General features: G+C 63.4%; 16 protein-coding genes and 1 riboswitch. Of the genes, 7 read left to right on the top strand and 9 right to left on the bottom strand.

Going from position 1 to position 15791, the window contains the following annotated elements:
• Positions 1 to 19 precede the first annotated feature (19 nt).
• From AC07UC_RS09120 to AC07UC_RS09110, 3 genes are all read right to left on the bottom strand, one after another.
• A complete protein-coding gene (locus tag AC07UC_RS09120; protein ID WP_494905254.1) occupies positions 20 to 646 on the bottom strand; it encodes a LysE family translocator in 627 nt (208 codons plus the stop codon).
• A 90-nt stretch (positions 647 to 736) separates the two neighbouring features.
• The gene (locus AC07UC_RS09115) at positions 737 to 1684 is read right to left on the bottom strand and encodes an aldo/keto reductase (RefSeq protein ID WP_494905252.1); all 948 of its coding nucleotides are present in this window, start codon (positions 1682 to 1684) and stop codon (positions 737 to 739) included.
• A 123-nt stretch (positions 1685 to 1807) separates the two neighbouring features.
• The gene (locus AC07UC_RS09110; RefSeq protein ID WP_202325790.1) at positions 1808 to 2329 is read right to left on the bottom strand and encodes a gamma-glutamylcyclotransferase; all 522 of its coding nucleotides are present in this window, start codon (positions 2327 to 2329) and stop codon (positions 1808 to 1810) included.
• Between the two features lie 155 nt (positions 2330 to 2484).
• Between AC07UC_RS09110 and AC07UC_RS09105 the strand changes: the two genes are divergently transcribed.
• The gene (locus AC07UC_RS09105) at positions 2485 to 3483 is read left to right on the top strand and encodes a DUF2125 domain-containing protein (protein WP_494905250.1); all 999 of its coding nucleotides are present in this window, start codon (positions 2485 to 2487) and stop codon (positions 3481 to 3483) included.
• Between the two features lie 7 nt (positions 3484 to 3490).
• Complete coding sequence (locus tag AC07UC_RS09100; RefSeq protein WP_494905249.1) at positions 3491 to 4420, top strand: sugar kinase; 930 nt, start codon at positions 3491 to 3493, stop codon at positions 4418 to 4420.
• Here AC07UC_RS09100 and AC07UC_RS09095 read toward each other — a convergent pair.
• Both AC07UC_RS09095 and hisC read right to left on the bottom strand, forming a co-directional pair.
• The gene (locus AC07UC_RS09095; protein ID WP_494905248.1) at positions 4417 to 5352 is read right to left on the bottom strand and encodes a prephenate/arogenate dehydrogenase family protein; all 936 of its coding nucleotides are present in this window, start codon (positions 5350 to 5352) and stop codon (positions 4417 to 4419) included. The genes AC07UC_RS09100 and AC07UC_RS09095 overlap by 4 nt on opposite strands.
• Before the next feature lie 22 nt (positions 5353 to 5374).
• Positions 5375 to 6484, bottom strand: a complete 1110-nt coding sequence (gene hisC / locus AC07UC_RS09090) for a histidinol-phosphate transaminase (protein WP_494905246.1) — start codon at positions 6482 to 6484, stop codon at positions 5375 to 5377.
• A gap of 162 nt (positions 6485 to 6646) precedes the next feature.
• Positions 6647 to 6724: riboswitch (SAM riboswitch) on the top strand.
• Positions 6725 to 6831: 107 nt separating this feature from the next.
• Between hisC and metX the strand changes: the two genes are divergently transcribed.
• Positions 6832 to 8001, top strand: coding sequence for a homoserine O-acetyltransferase MetX (metX, locus tag AC07UC_RS09085; RefSeq protein WP_202325786.1), 1170 nt, complete (start codon positions 6832 to 6834; stop codon positions 7999 to 8001).
• Between the two features lie 58 nt (positions 8002 to 8059).
• Complete coding sequence (gene metW / locus AC07UC_RS09080; RefSeq protein ID WP_140772803.1) at positions 8060 to 8674, top strand: methionine biosynthesis protein MetW; 615 nt, start codon at positions 8060 to 8062, stop codon at positions 8672 to 8674.
• A gap of 12 nt (positions 8675 to 8686) precedes the next feature.
• On the opposite strand, the gene AC07UC_RS09075 is transcribed toward metW, so the two are convergent.
• A complete protein-coding gene (locus tag AC07UC_RS09075) occupies positions 8687 to 9007 on the bottom strand; it encodes a DUF1330 domain-containing protein (protein WP_494905244.1) in 321 nt (106 codons plus the stop codon).
• A gap of 290 nt (positions 9008 to 9297) precedes the next feature.
• Here AC07UC_RS09075 and AC07UC_RS09070 point away from each other — a divergent pair, with 290 nt between their 5' ends.
• Both AC07UC_RS09070 and AC07UC_RS09065 read left to right on the top strand, forming a co-directional pair.
• Positions 9298 to 10293, top strand: a complete 996-nt coding sequence (locus AC07UC_RS09070; protein ID WP_494905243.1) for a glycosyltransferase family 2 protein — start codon at positions 9298 to 9300, stop codon at positions 10291 to 10293.
• Positions 10294 to 11229, top strand: a complete 936-nt coding sequence (locus tag AC07UC_RS09065) for a glycosyltransferase family 2 protein (RefSeq protein ID WP_494905242.1) — start codon at positions 10294 to 10296, stop codon at positions 11227 to 11229.
• 12 nt (positions 11230 to 11241) lie between these two features.
• Here the strand turns inward: AC07UC_RS09065 and AC07UC_RS09060 are convergent, their stop codons facing one another.
• The 3 genes from AC07UC_RS09060 to AC07UC_RS09050 form a co-directional block, all read right to left on the bottom strand.
• On the bottom strand, positions 11242 to 12039 hold the full coding sequence (locus tag AC07UC_RS09060) for a DUF1194 domain-containing protein (RefSeq protein ID WP_494905241.1): 798 nt from the start codon (positions 12037 to 12039) through the stop codon (positions 11242 to 11244).
• Positions 12040 to 12123: 84 nt separating this feature from the next.
• Entirely contained in the window at positions 12124 to 13938 is a 1815-nt protein-coding gene (locus AC07UC_RS09055) for an ABC transporter ATP-binding protein/permease (protein ID WP_202325782.1), read from the bottom strand.
• A 118-nt stretch (positions 13939 to 14056) separates the two neighbouring features.
• Complete coding sequence (locus AC07UC_RS09050) at positions 14057 to 14845, bottom strand: class I SAM-dependent methyltransferase (protein WP_056576031.1); 789 nt, start codon at positions 14843 to 14845, stop codon at positions 14057 to 14059.
• 163 nt (positions 14846 to 15008) lie between these two features.
• On the opposite strand from AC07UC_RS09050, the gene gloB reads away from it, so the two are divergent.
• Entirely contained in the window at positions 15009 to 15776 is a 768-nt protein-coding gene (gloB, locus tag AC07UC_RS09045) for a hydroxyacylglutathione hydrolase (RefSeq protein WP_140772383.1), read from the top strand.
• The last annotated feature ends 15 nt before the right edge of the window (positions 15777 to 15791 follow it).

The following is a 15791-nucleotide window of genomic DNA, read 5'->3' as shown; positions in this document are numbered from 1 at the left end:
AGGCCGTCCGGCCGGGCAATCAGCCGTAAACAGCCAGCACCGTGGTCAGCACCAGCGTGGCGGCAAAAACCAGGTTGATGATCCGGGAAGTAACGGGCTTGCGCAGGAAGCGCGCGAACGCCGCACCGGCGAGAAGCCACACTGCGTGGATGACAACGATCATCCCTGCCAGAACCGCTAGCTTCAGCCATGGACCAAGCTCTGCCGCACCCTGCTTCGACGAGGCGCCGGCAAAGACAGCGGCGATCGCCACATAGGCTTTCGGGTTGGCGACAGCCAGCAGAAAACCGGCCAGCCATGTCGGGCGTAAAGCCTCGGCCGCGCGTGCCGCCAGCGGCGGTGCCGTAGCGATCTTGAAGGCGAGATAGAGGATGTAGGCGGCGGACGCGACAACCAGCACCGGCGCCAGCGTCGGCATCGAGGATAGGGCCGCCGTGACCCCTGTCGCCACGACCAGCAGCACGGCGACCGTGCCCAGCACGATCCCGCAGGCATAGCGCAGCGAATCACGCAGGCCAAAGGCGGCACCGACAGCGGTAACGCTTATCGTTGCCGGCCCCGGACTGCCCATGACCACCGTGGCGGCCAGCACCAGCGCGAGCAGCGGTCGCCAAAACTCCGGTTGCGAAAGAAGCGGCTCCGTCATTGCGCTCTCTGTCTTGCCACGAGCACAGGACGCTATGGCAGGACAGGAGCGTGGTCTTGGACGTTCGTGCGTGGAGAGCGGCTGGAAGCTTCAGCCACTCGCCTTGTCGAGCTCGGCAATGTCACCGGCGGTCAATTTCAGCGACGCAGCTTTGATCAGACTGTCCATCTGGCTCGGCTTGGTGGCGCTGGCGATCGGTGCGGTAACGCCTGGCCGCGCGATAACCCAGGCAAGAGCGACTTCCGCCTGCTTCGCGGAATGCCTGGCCGATACCGCGTCCAGGGCGGCAAGAATGCGCATGCCCCTCGGGTTTAGATAACTGCCGACATCTTCGCCGCGCTCGCTTTGGCCAAGATCGGCTTCGCTGCGGTATTTGCCGCTTAGGAACCCCTTGGCCAGGCTGAAATAGGTAATGACGCCGATATCCTCGGCCACGCACAGATCGCGCAACGGCCCGTCGAAGGAGGACCGATCGTAGAGATTGTATTCCGGCTGCAGCACTTCGTAGCGCGGCAGGCTGCGCAGGCTCGCCACATCGAGTGCGGCGCGCAACTGGCCGGCGTCGAGGTTCGAGCAGCCGACATGGCGGACCTTGCCCTTGGCAAGCAGCTTCTCGTAGGCGCCAAGGGTTTCCTCGTAGGGCGTGGCCGGATCCGGCCAATGTGACAGATAGAGGTCGATGACATCGGTTTGCAGCCGCTTCAGCGAGGCTTCGACAGCCTTCTCGATATAGGCGGCGGACAGATCCTTGTGGCCCTGTCCCATATCCGAGCCGACCTTGGTGATCACCACGACCTTGTCGCGGTTGCCACGATCCTTCATCCATTTGCCGATGATGGTTTCCGATTCACCGCCCTGGTTGCCCGGCACCCAGCGCGAATAGGCGTCCGCGGTATCGATCGCGTTGAGTCCGCCGCCGACGAAGCGATCAAGCAGGTCGAACGAGGTCTTCTCGTCGACGGTCCAGCCGAAGACGTTGCCGCCCAGAACCAGCGGCGCGATGGACAGGTCGGTGCGACCGAGACGGCGTTTCTGCAAGACGAATCTCCGTAATGATTAAGACCGGGCGGACGCCGCCCGCTGGCTGGGTTCGGAACCTAACCTAGGTCTTGCCTCGCCGAGATCAAAGGCCTGGCCGCCTTTTTCCGCAGAGCCAGCGCTTCACAAAGGCGCTATCCCCCGTGCCACCTCCTCCAGCCAATGGTCGCGGATGCCAAGTGCTTCAAGATGCTTCAGCGTGCTGAGAACATAATCCTCATTGTTACCGGACTGGCCGACCGCGCCGCGCACCACCGCCGCCGCGTCCGCCGTGTCCAGCGCGCCGGCATATTGCTCATGTTTGCGGTCGACGATGTAGGCCACGGCTTCGACCGTACCGCCGCCGTCGAGCCGGACCTTGAGGGTGCGTTCGAGATAGACTGATGTGACGAGTTCACGCTCGCGCAGATAGGCGATGACCTCGTCGCGCAATTCCCCGGGCACACGGAAAGCCAGGCCGACGCAGGAGCCGCCATGGTCGAGGCCGAGCACCAATCCGGGCCGCTGGCGCGTGCCGCGGTGCACGAAGGAATAGACGCAGAGCGAGCGGCGGTAGCCGTGCAGCTGGGCGCGGCGTGTCTCGATATGCGCGAAACCCGGCCGCCAGATCAGCGAACCGTAGCCAAACACCCAAAAATCGCCCATATCGCCGCGCCTGATTGCAAAAAGAATGGCAACACCGCACCGGAAACCGGTGTTTTTTCCAACCGTCCCCGGCTACCTATTCGTCTCTGTCTGCCCAGTGTTGTCGGAATCGAAGGTCCGTCCGCCAATACCCATGCGTTAATGAGAGCCAAAGCATGACGTCAAGTGACGAACACCAACCAAAGTCCCGTCGCGGCCTCTTCTGGCTTGTGACGTTCGTCATTGTGCTGTTTGCCATCTACAGCGGCGGCTGGTTCTACCTGGCCAGCAGGGTCAGGGCTGAAGCCGACAAGGCGGTTGCCACGCTCAACAAGAGCGGCATCGAAGCCGGTTGCGCCAATCTCCAGGTCAGTGGCTATCCCCTGAGCTTTGCCGTCTCTTGCGACAATCTGGCGTATGAGGACGATGCCAAGAACATCGCGGCCTCAGCCGGTTCCTTCAATGCCGTCGCCCAGATCATCCAGCCTTTGTCGCCGGTCGCCGATCTGCGCGGCCCGCTCAGGACCTCAGTCCCCGGCATGGTGCCGCTGTGGATCGACTGGGACAATCTGCAGGCCAACGTGAAACTGTCATGGCCGCTGCCGCGGCGCATTGCACTGCAGGCGGAGGGCCTGTCCGGCCAGACCGATCCGGCCGACGACACCGATCCGGTGGAATTGTTCAGCGCCGGCAGGGCAGCCGGCCAGTTGCAGCCGAACGGCGTGGATCTCGACTATGTCGGCAGCTTCACCGATCTGGAGATCGACCCGGATGCGATCGGCGGGCGCGTGCTGCCGGCGCTCGATGCCAGCGGCGATGCCACGCTGAAGAACGGCGTCGCATTGATCGGAACGCAGGTGAAGAGCCTTCGCGGCCAGAGGGTCGATATTCGCAACCTCGATTTGTCGTCGGGCACGGCGAGGGTTACCGTTTCCGGGCCGTTGTCGGTCGATGCCGAAGGCCTTGTCGACGCCGACCTGATGATCAGGATCAAGGATCCGAAGGCTGTCGCATCCATCCTTGCCGGCGCCATACCCGAGCAGAAGAACGCGATCGAACAGGGTTTCGCGGCGTTGGCGCTGCTTGGCAGCGAACCATCGATGCCGCTGAAGGTGGTCAAGGGCAAGGCCTCGCTCGGCTTCATCCCGCTCGGCAAGATCAAGCCGGTTCAATAGCGCTGCCATGGCAAGACCAGCGAGGCTCCTGAGTGTCGGCGCGCTGACGCTGGACACCATCCTGCGTGTCGAGACGCTGCCCGCGCATCAGGGAAAATTCATCGCCTCCGACGGCGTCCAGATCGCCTCTGGCATGGCCACCAGCGCTGCCTGCGCCGCGCATCGCCTGGGCGCCGACGTATCGCTGTGGGCAAGTGCCGGCGATGATCCGGTCGGCGATCAACTGATTGCCGGGATCGAGGCCGAAGGCGTCGACTGCAGCTACGTGCGCCGCGTCAGCGGCGCCCGCTCGGCGCTGGCATCGATCCTGGTCGACGCCCATGGCGAACGCATCATCGTGCCTTTCTATGACAGCTTGGCCCAGACCGATCCCGATTCTTTGCCTTTCGCCGACATCGCGGCATTCGATGCCGTGCTGGCCGATGTGCGCTGGCCGGGGGCCGCGGCCCTTGCCCTGAAGGCAGCGCGCGCCGCCGGCCGGCCTGCGATTCTCGACGCCGATACCGCGCCGCTGGCGGTGCTGGAGCGGCTGTTGCCGCTGGCTTCTCACATCGTCGCCTCGGAGCCGGCAGTCCGCATCATATGCGGCCAGGCGCTGGACCTGGGGATCGCTTGCACTGACCTCGCCTCCCGCACCGATGCCCTCGTCGCGGTCACCGGCGGCGCGGCGGGCACCTGGTGGTTTGATCGCGCGGCGGGATCATCCCGCCATGTCGCGGCGCCAAGGATCAAGGCGGTCGACACGCTCGCCGCCGGCGATGTCTTTCACGGCGCCTTTGCCGTCGGGCTGGCGGAAGCCATGCCGGTCGAACAGGCCATGCGTTTTGCGAGTGCCGCCGCCGCGCTCAAGTGCCTGCGCTTCGGCGGCAGGCTCGGTGCGCCGGACCGGGCCGAGACACTGGCCATGGTCGCGGCGACATGGCCTGAAACAGCCTAATTCTTCGACGGGTGCTCGATCGCCTGACGGCCGAAATCGGGCACATCAATATCCTGGCCCGCCTCGATGATCGAGCGGCGCACCGCGCGGGTGCGGGTGAACAGGTCGAACAGCTTGTCGCCGTCGCCCCAGCGGATCGCCCGCTGCAGGAATGCCAGGTCTTCCGAGAACCGCGCCAGCATTTCGAGGATGGCGTCCTTGTTGTGCAGGCACACGTCCCGCCACATGGTCGGGTCGGAGGCGGCCAGGCGCGTGAAGTCGCGAAAGCCGGAGGCGGAATATTTGATCACTTCCGTCTTGGTCACCGATTCCAGATCGTCGGCGGTGCCGACGATGTTGTAGGCAATGATGTGCGGTAAATGCGAAACGATGGCGAGCGTCATGTCGTGATGCTGCGGGTCCATCGTGTCGATGTTGGCGCCGCAGCGGCGCCAGAATTCCGACAGCCTTTCCAGAGCGTCTGGATCGGTGCCCGGCAGCGGCGTGAAGATACACCAGCGATTGTCGAACAGGTCGGCGAAACCGGCATCCGGTCCGGATTTCTCGGTACCCGCCAGCGGATGGCCGGGAATGAAATACACGCCGTCAGGCACATGCGGCTGCATCTGCGCGATGACCGAGGCCTTGGTCGAGCCGACATCGGTGAGGATCGCGCCCTTCTTCAGCGCCGGCGCGATCTCCTGCGCCACCGCGCCGGACGAGCCGACCGGCACCGAGACGATGATCAGATCGGCATCGCGGACCGCTTCCTTGGCATCGGTCGTGTAGGAATCTCCCAGCCCAAGCTCCTGCGCCCGCGCCAGCGTCGCCGCGCTGCGGGTCGAGATGGCAACGTGGCCGGCAAGGCCCTCGCGGCGGATGACGCGGGCCAGCGACGAGCCGATCAGGCCGATGCCGACCAGCGCGATCTTCTCAAACATCGGTGATGTCATGGCGTTAGAGCTTTCGGGCGTTCTAGCTTTTCAGGAATGTCGTGAGCGCGGCGACGACGCCGCGATTGGCCTCTTCGGTGCCAACGGTCATGCGCAGCGCGTTGGGAAAGCCGTAGCCGGAAACACGCCGCAATATGTAGCCGCGCGCCGTCAGGTAATCGTCCGCCGCCGCCGCCGAATGCTTCTGGTCGTCGGGAAAATGAATGAGGAGGAAATTGCCGACGCTGGGCGTCACCCGCAGCCCAAGCCCGGTCATCTCCGCGCTCAGCCAGGTGAGCCAGGTCTCGTTATGCGCCACGCTGCGCTCGACATGGGCGCGGTCGCGAATCGCGGCGATGCCGGCCTCGATCGCCGTCGCATTGACGTTGAAGGGACCGCGCACGCGGTTGATGGCGTCGACGATATGCATCGGCCCGTACATCCAGCCGATCCGCGCTCCGCCAAGGCCGATCTTGGAGAAGGTGCGCGTCATCACCACGTTCTCGGCGCTGCCGACCAGCTCGATCCCGGCCTCATAGTCGTTGCGGCGGACATATTCGGCATAGGCCGCGTCGAGCACCAGCAGCACATTCTTCGGCAAGCCGGCATGCAGGCGGCGCACCTCCTGGAACGGCACATAGGTGCCGGTCGGGTTGTTAGGGTTGGCGAGGAACACGATTTTCGTGCGCGGCGTGACGGCGGCCAGCATCGCATCGATGTCGGCGCGCTCTTCGGTCTCCTTGATCACAACCGGGGTGGCCCCGGCCGACTGGATGTAGATCTTGTAGACCATGAAGGCGTGTTCGGTGAAAATGGCCTCGTCGCCGGGCGCCAGATAGGTCTGCGCCAAAAGGCCGAGGATCTCGTCGGAGCCGTTGGAGCAGATGATGTTCTGCGCGTTGAGGCCATGCACCTCGGCGATCGCCTCGCGCAACCGCCTGGCGGTGCCATCGGGATAGATGTCGAGTTTGGCGGCGACGTCGCGGGCGGCTTCGATGGCCTTCGGTGACGGACCGAGCGGGTTCTCGTTCGACGACAGCTTGTAGACCTTGGCGACACCGGCCGGCGCCGTGCTCTTGCCGGGCACATAGGCGTCTATGTCCATGATGCCCGCGCGCGGGGTTGGACGTGCCTGATCCGGTGTCTGGTTCATTTTTTGCAAAATCCGTCGAAAATGCCTCCATCCGGAGGCCGCAGCGGAAATACAAGCCATGGCCGGCAATGTCGAGAGGCGGCGGTGGGGCCAGCAGCCGGCCCAGCCTCCGGCCCAGCCTTCCGGCATTGACGGCGAGGCGGGCGAGTTCTAGAAGGACGGTGACAGTTCCGTGGTGATTTGGCCGGTCGGCTTGCAGCCACGTTAAACAATTCGCTAAAGGGCCGTTTGCGTGACGTAACCGGCTTTGCGAAGGCAATGCCGGTTTTTTATTGTCCGCGGCCGGCCGGACAAAACGCATCGGCGGCGATTTTTCGTTGGGCACGATGCAGCAAGTGAGTACGTGAATGGCCGCTCTGCGTGCAGGAAAGACCAACAACGAGGCCGACCAACCGTCGAGCCCGGTGTTGCGCTTCGGGCCCGACCAGCCGCTCAAGCTCGACGCCGGCACGCTTTTGTCGCCGTTCCAGATCGCCTACCAGACCTATGGCACGCTGAACGATGCCCGCTCCAATGCCATTCTCGTCTGCCATGCGCTGACCGGCGACCAGCATGTCGCCAACACCAACCCGGTGACCGGCAAGCCGGGCTGGTGGGAAGTGCTGATCGGCCCCGGCAGGATCATCGACACCAACCGTTTCTTCGTCATCTGCTCCAACGTCATCGGCGGTTGCCTGGGGTCCACCGGTCCGGCCTCGACCAATCCCGTCACCGGCAAGCCCTATGGGCTCGACCTGCCTGTCATCACCATTCGCGACATGGTGCGCGCGCAGAAGATGCTGATCGACCATTTCGGCATCGATAAACTGTTCTGCGTGCTCGGCGGCTCGATGGGCGGCATGCAGGTGCTGGAATGGGCGTCGAGCTATCCCGAGCGCGTCTTTTCGGCGCTGCCGATCGCCACGGGTGCCCGCCATTCCTCGCAGAACATCGCCTTCCACGAGGTCGGCCGGCAAGCCGTCATGGCCGATCCGGACTGGCATGGTGGCAAATATTTCGAGCATGGCAAGCGCCCGGAAAAGGGCCTGGCTGTGGCGCGCATGGCGGCCCACATCACCTATCTCTCGGAGGCCGCCCTGCATCGAAAATTCGGCCGCAATCTGCAGGATCGCGACCACCTGACTTTCGGCTTCGACGCCGACTTCCAGATCGAAAGCTATCTGCGCCACCAGGGCATGACCTTCGTCGACCGCTTCGACGCCAACTCCTATCTCTACATGACGCGGTCGATGGACTATTTCGACCTCGCCGCCGATCATGGCGGCAGGCTGGCGGATGCCTTTGCCGGCACCAAGACCCGTTTCTGCTTGGTGTCGTTCACATCGGACTGGCTGTTTCCGACCGAGGAGAGCCGCTCCATCGTGCACGCGCTCAACGCCGCCGGCGCCTCGGTATCCTTCGTCGAGATCGAGACCGATCGCGGCCACGACGCCTTCCTGCTCGACGAGCCGGAACTGTTCGCCGCCATCAACGGCTTCATCGGCTCGGCGGCCCGCGCCAGAGGGCTAAGCGCATGACCCCGCAAAGTTGCAGACTTTCAGGATCAGGCTCATGCGCCATACAGGAGGCGACATCATGAGCGTCAACGGCAGCCAGCGCGTCGACCTCGAGGTCGTCGCCAACCTCATTCCGCCACAGTCGCGCGTGCTCGACGTCGGTTCGGGCGACGGCTCCTTGCTTGAATTGCTGCAGGAAACCAAACAGGTCGACGGCCGCGGGCTTGAACTGTCGCAGCGCGGCGTCAACGAATGCGTGGCGCGCGGCCTCTCTGTCATCCAGGGCGATGCCGACAAGGATCTCGAGTTCTATCCCGACAAGGGTTTTGACTTCGTCGTCCTGTCGCAGACCTTGCAGGCGACCCGCAACCCGAAGCTGGTGCTCGACGAACTGCTCAGGATCGGCAATCGCGCGATCGTCTCTTTCCCCAATTTCGGCCATTGGCGGGTGCGCCTGTCGCTGTTCGTCAAGGGCCGCATGCCGGTGACCCAGGACCTGCCCTATTCCTGGTACGACACGCCCAACATCCATTTCTGCACCATCCGCGACTTCGTCAACCTGTGCGATGAGCTTGGCGCGACGGTGGAAAAGGCGACCGCGCTCGACGCAGCCGGCCAGAAGATCGGCCTGTCGATGCCCTGGTGGTTCTGGAATTTCTTCGGCCAGCAAGCGGTGTTCTTGCTGAAGCGGTAAGGCACGGAACGTCTAGCCCAGGACATCCGTGGCCTTGTGCGGGTGCTCGACACCGTCGGCGAACACCACATCGGATTGGGAATTGTCCGTGCGCAGGGCTAGTATTGCCTGATAGGCGGGCGAATCATACCACCGGCGCATCTGCCGCCGGTCGGGAAACTCGATGATGATGAGGTTGCCCGGCCAATCGTTCTCGATCACCTCGACATCACCACCATGGACCAGGAAGCGGCCGCCGAAAGGTTCCAGCGTGGCATCGATCCTGTGCAGATATTCGGCGATCTGCGGGCCCATCCTGACTTGGCGCATATGGGCAACGGCGTAAGCGGTCATGACGTAACTCCCTTGTCGAGCGAGGCCGATTTGCCGGTCTCATGGCTGCAAATTGCCAAGGGAGGTGACGAGACTCGATTACGCCTGAGGTAATAGGCCAACATCGATGCCGCGCACGAATCAGCGCTTGAGCGCGAGCGGAACCGCATCCCCTCAGACTTGCCAGGGTGTTGCTATTGGGGCGCGGAGGCCCAAAATCGGCGTCTCAGACCAGCCGGATTTCGCGTCTTTGGATGACATGTGAAGATGGTCTTTGTAGCGTCGCGCCGAACGTAATGCTTGGGCGGGGCATGGAACGCAAATCCCAGACCTATTCAATCGTAGTCGAAATGGAAAATGCCCAATCCATCAATGAAGATGAGATCGGCGCTTCATTCCGCGCCTTGGCGCGGGAAATAGAGGCCGCAACGACTGACGATCGGCACCCCAAGCCGGAGGTTATTGTCGTTCACAGCGGAGAGAATACCGAGACGCCGCTCCTCCAGCAGCGTGTCGCCAAGCTTGTCCCGCGGCTTGGCGCTGTCGCCAATCTGGTCTTCAGCGCCAGCACCGGCAGCCGATACTATGAGATCAAGAACGCGGGCGTTGGATTGGCCACGGGCGACATCGTGGTTTTCTGCGATTCCGACACGGTTATGGAGAGCGGCTGGCTGTCGGCGCTCCTTGAACCGCTACAGGACCCGAAGACGATGGCCGTGAGCGGCTACACCTATCTCGGCCATGACGATTTCGCCTCCCGCACCTTTGCACTGCTGTGGTTCTTCCCGCTGCGCGACGGGGATCAGCGTTTCGCCTCCAGGCGGGCAATGAACGCCAACAATTGCGCCTTTCGCAGAAGTTGGTTGGCCAGCCATCCCTATCCGGCCAGCAATGGTTTCAAGGTTTCCTGCACGTTGCTTACCAGCCAGTTGCGGGAAAGCGGACATGACTTCGTCAGGGTCGATGCCCGGGCCAGCCACTATCCTCCGCGCGGCTGGCGTTTTTTCTTCTGGCGCGCGCTCGTCACCGGTCGCGATGCGGACCGCAAATATGTGGCGCTGGAATCGCCGTCGCGAACCGCACGGGTGGTCAAGGCGGCAAGGCGCTGGTTTTCGACATCGCGCCGGGTGGGCGGCCGCATCCTTGCGCATGCGGCACGACTCGGCATGCCAATCTGGCAGATTCCGTTTGCCCTGATCGTCGGCATGGCCTTTTGCACGCTGGTGTTCGTCGCCCAGATGGCCATGGCGCTTGGTCTGGTCCGGGACGAGCCGGAATACGTCCCTCTTTACGTCGGTCATAGCTGAGTGGCCAAAGCCTTGGATCCGGCTCCCCTCATCACGGTGATCACACCGACCCACAACAGGCGCGACAAGGTGTTGCGCGCTGTCGAAAGCGTGCTGTCCCAAAGCATGTCGAGGCTTGAGCACATTGTGGTCGACGATGGCTCGACGGACGGAACCGAAGCCGCGCTCGACCGCGTTCACGACCCGCGTCTGATCTATGTCGGTGCGAAATGGCGCGGGGCCAACGCCGCGAGGAATGCCGGCATCGAGCGGGCGCGAACGCCCCTGGTGACGTTTCTCGATTCGGACGATGTCTACATGCCGCATCGGCTTGAACGGACTTTGGCCTGGTTCGAAGACAACCCTGGCCTTCAGGTGCTGCTTAGTTCTTTTGTGTCCTTGAAGAACGGCCGCAGCACCAACTGCACCAACCCCGAGGCCTTCATCAATCCGGCGATGCTGGAGCGGACACTCGTCGCCCAGACGATCTTTATCGCCGGCTCGGCGATCACCGCGCGTCGCGAGGCCTTGCTGGCCATTGGCGGCTATGACAGCGATATAACCCGGATGCAGGATCGGGAATTGCTGCTGCGCCTTGCCCGGCGCTTCGGCGCACAACTGTCCGGCGATCTCGACTGGACGAAACACAATTCGGAGAATTCGATTTCGGGACGGCGCGATGGCTATGTCGAAGCCTATGCGAATTTGATGGGCAAGCATCCGTATATTGCCCACGCCTATCCGCACATTCCTCCTTACATGATCTCACGCCAGCTCATAGCCGATATTCTCAGGGGCCGTTTGCCCGAGGCGTTTGCCGGATACATGGCCAACCGGTCTTCCAAGGAACTCGGTTACTCGTTGCCGGAGTTGGTCAACGGTTACGTCTATGGCCGGCGTTGGCGCCGCAATCTCTACAATGAATTTCGCAACCGGTTCGGTGCCCGGCCGGCCTAGTTGGCGCCAGGCCTACCGGTCGAGTTCCGGAAAATAGGGATCCGACAGAAACCGCCTGTCCCGTTCGCCCTTCAGGCAGTCGATCGGCGCGTCCGCGTTGACGGGAGTGATCTCGGCCTTGTCTTGAAGGCCGCTCACTTCGAGGATCAGCTTGCGCCGGATGGCGGTGGAAAATTCGGCGGCCGCATGGATCGGCAGCACGAAGGAGCCAGGCCCGCCGGTCACGCACTGCGCATAATACTGGTCGAGATGGCTGAAGGTCGGCGACGGGTTGATCAGGATCGGCAGGCCGTTGATGACGATGCCTTTGGCGATGGCCGCATCGCGCGTGGCGGTGAGCGGCGGCCCGATATTGTTGGGACCGTCGCCCGATATGTCGATGACGCTGCGTTCGCCGGCGAAGTTCGTCCTGTCGAAAAGCCCGGCACCGAAGGCAAGTGCGGTGGAAATCGAGGTGCCGCGAAAACTCCGGAACGGGCGCGCCGCCACCTTGTCGGCAAAGCTGTTGGCGCTTTGCGCGCTATCGATGATCTGCCAGCCGATGATCGCGTCATCGCGCACGGTGCCCGCCCATTCGAAATAGGCGAGCGCGATGCGGCCCGTATTGCCGGAACGGACGGCCTGGATGAAGTCGGGATGCCGCAGCGCCTCGACATAGCCCGCGCGTTGCAACGCGAACTCCTTCTCATCCATCGACAACGAGATGTCGACCGCCAGCACCAGCTCGACATCGACGGCCAGCGCCGGGGGCGAGGCAATGGGGGTAGCCTGCGCGCAGGTGAGACAGGCAATCAGAAGAGCATCAAACATGGCGGCGCCAGGGTTGTTTCCCCGGGAAACCTTCCATCGCGATCACGGCAAAATAAGGTTTGCGCAGGCAGCCGGAGAAACAGCCTACTTCTTGCGGCGGACGGCGGGTGGCGGATCGATGGCGCCGGCCCTGACACGGGCGGGCTTCAGCGCCGGCGCACCGGAATCCTTCACGATCGTCAAACCGCGCGGAAAGAACTGATTGTTGTGCTGGCCGCGCCCGATATTGATGATCGTGGCTCCCGTCAGGTGCTTTTCCAGCATCGCCAGCACGCGGCGCAGCGCGGGTCCATCGAACGCATCCATCGCTTCGTCGATGATCACCCATTTCGGCCGCCGCAGGGCGAGCCTGGCCACGCCCAGCAAGCGCTGTTCGTCATCACCCAACTCATGGTCCCACCGCCCGACACGGTCGAGCGACGACGACAGCCGTTCAAGGCCAACCTCGGCCAGCACCGCCGAAATGTCGGCATCGCTCGCGGGCGCATGCCCGTTCGCGTGATTGAGCACCTCGCGCAGGGTGCCGGCGGGCAAATACGGCACACGTGGCACGAAGATCAGGGTTTCTCCTGCCGGCAGGCCGATCTTTCCGCCGCCCCAGGGCCAAAGCCCGGCGATGGCGCGGAAGAACAGCGTCTTGCCGGCGCCCGGCTCGCCGGTGATCATGACGCGCTCGCCGGCGCGGATTTCGACATGTTCGTCGGAGAGTTTTGTGCAGCCCTCCGGCGAGGCCACTTCCAGCTTCTCGAAGGTCAGGCTGCCATTGGCATTTTGGTCGAAGGTGATGCGCTTTTCGGTGTCGTGCAGCACATCGGTTTCATTGAGCGCGATGCGGAAATCGGCGACGCGCATCAGCGTGGCGCGCCAGTCAGCGATGCTGCCGATATTGTTGATGAACCAGCGCAACGAAGAATGGACCTGGTTGAAGGCGCCGACCGCCATCATCAGCCCGCCAAAGCTGATATCGCCCGAGAAATAGACAGGCGAAGCGACCAGGATCGGTGCAACGACGGTGATCCAGCCATAGGTATCGGTCACCCAGGACAGGTTGATCTGCGCGGTATAGATGCGCCGCATGGCGCCCAGCACCGTGCCGAGGTCTAGTTCGAGCCGCCGCCTGGCATCGTCCTCGCCATGGTAGAGCGCGATGGCATCGACGTTCTCGTTGACGCGCACCATCGAGGAGCGCAGTTCCGCTTCGCGCGTGTAGCGGTCGCTGTTCAGGCTGATGAGCGGGCGCCCGACCAGCCAGCTCAACCAGGAGGCGGTGCCGGCGTAGAGGAACGCGGCCCAGACCATGTAGCCCGGTATGGCCAGCGACCAGCCGTTGACGTGGAAGACGAAGCCCGAAGACAGTTCCCAAAGCACGCCGACGAAGGACACGAGCAGGATGAGCGACTGCAGCAGCCCGACGCCGAGGTCCGTCGACAGGTCCGACAGATGCGCCGCATCCTGCTGCATGCGCTGATCCGGATTGACGCCGATGGCGCCGGCATTGGCCAGCCGGAAGGCGCGCGCCGGCCGCATCCACTGGTCGATCAAATCCAGCGTCAGCGCCTCGCGCAGCTTCAGCCGGATCATCTGGTTGAGCCAGGTCTGGCCGATATTGAGCACCAGCAGCCCGCCGGCGATCATGGCAAAGACAAGGAGCTGGTGCAGGAAGGCCGCCATGTCGCGGCGCGCCAGCGCATCGTAGAAGGGCTGGTTCCAGCGATTGAGCAGGACCTGGCCGATCGATGTCGCGACGATGACGGCCATGATGCCGACCGACGTCCACAGCAACCACTTGCGAACCGGCGATACCACCAGCGCTTGCTTTATCGTCGTGACCTGATCACGCAGGCTGCTGGCCACGGCGACCGGCTGAACGGTGGCCTGATTGTCCAGTTGATCAGCCATATCAGAAGTCCTTGCGCTCAGGTGCGATGCTGAAACCGGATGAAGAGAGCCGACGGCCGCCGCCCGTGCACGACAGATAGGTCGGAAAAATGCCGCGCGAGGAAAGTTTCCGCGCTGATCACGAAGGTTTCACCTGGCGAGCCGACGTTGCCGCGCCGCCAGCCTCGGCCCGGCGGCCGAGCCGTGTCGCGCCATGCGGCGACAGCACCGGCACGAAGACGCGGCGGGACGCGCGCTGGACCACCGGCACACCCTGGTAGAGCCGCTTCTGCGCCTCGACGACGATGACACCGGAAAAGATCGGCCACAGCCGCCGGCCGAAGCGCTCCAGCACGTTGTGGAAGCGCATCATGAAGCGTCGCCGTGATGGCGGGAAGAACAGCGCATCCGACCACGCCGCCGGCGTGAAATTCGCCTCGCGAAGCAGTTCCGTCAGTTGCCCGCGCGAGAAAGGCCGGCCATTGCCGAACGGCGTGTGCTCGAAGCGCGCCCAGACCCCGCGCCGGTTCGGCACGACGATGACGACGCGCCCGGCGGGCGACAGCACCCGCCAGATTTCGTTCAGCGTCTCGCGCGGGTTTTCGACATGTTCGAGCGAATGGACGAGCAACATGCGGTCGATGCAGGAATCGACCAGCGGCAGTTCCTCGTCGAAGACCAGGGCGGTCGCCGTCGGCCCTGTTGCCGGCCAGACCACGGCGCCCTGCGTCGCCGGCATGAAGGCGAAGACCCGCTCGGCGTCGGAGCCGAAACGCTCCAGCCAGGGCAATGTATAGCCGAGACCGACCAGGCGTTCGTTTGGCACGGCAGCCCATATCGAGGACAGCGCCATGGTGATCGAGCGTTCGGCGAACCGGCCGAGCGTTGTCGAGTAGAACGAGCGAAGGTCGACGATGTCGGAATGCATGTCAGGGATGTAGCCGTGATATCGGCCGGATTCAACAAAGGGCCCTGAGGCGCCCGACATACTCGGATGAGATTCATCATCCCCGGGAATGACATTCGTCATCGCGTGGATGACATCCGTCCTCTGGCGCCCTATGTCTGCGGCGACAAAAGGAGAGATGCGAATGGCGGTCGAAATCGAGCAGTTCATGTGCCGCGCGGACAATTTCGGCGTGCTGGTGCATGACCCCAGGAGCGGGCAGACCGCGATCATCGACGCGCCCGAGGAGGCGCCGATCCTGGCCGCGATCAAGCGCACCGGCTGGACGCCGACGATGATCCTGACCACGCATCATCATATGGATCACGTCGAGGCGAATCTGGCGCTGAAGGAGCGCTTCAAGCTGCGCATCGTCGGCCCGGAGGCGGAAAAGGCCAAGATCCCCGGCATTGACGAAACCGTTGAAGAAGGCTCCGTCCTTCATCTCGGCGATGAGCGCATCGAGGTGATCGCCACCCCCGGCCATACAGCCGGGCACGTCTCCTATCATCTGCCGGCATCGCAGGTGGCGTTCACCGCCGATACGCTGTTCGCGCTCGGCTGCGGGCGGCTGTTCGAATGCAAACCGCCGGTGATGTATGATTCTCTGAAGAAACTGGCCGCGCTTCCCGCCGCGACGACAATCTATTGCGGCCACGAATATACGCTCGCCAACGCCCGTTTCGCGCTGACCGTCGACCCGACCAATTCGGCATTGAGGGAGCGCGCCGCCAGGATCGAGGCGCTGCGGGTCGACAACAAGCCGACACTGCCGACGACGATCGGCGAGGAACTGTCGACCAATCCCTTCCTGCGCTGGCACGATCCGGCGATCCGCAAGCATCTCGGCATGGAAAAGGCCGGGGATGCCGAGGTGTTCGCCGAAATCCGCAAACGCAAGGACAATTTCTGAGCCTGGTGGTATCGT

This window comes from Mesorhizobium sp. GW821-FHT04C10, assembly GCF_059420305.1.
Note: the sequence above shows the minus strand (reverse complement) of the source record. Positions and strands in the feature narration are given on the sequence as shown.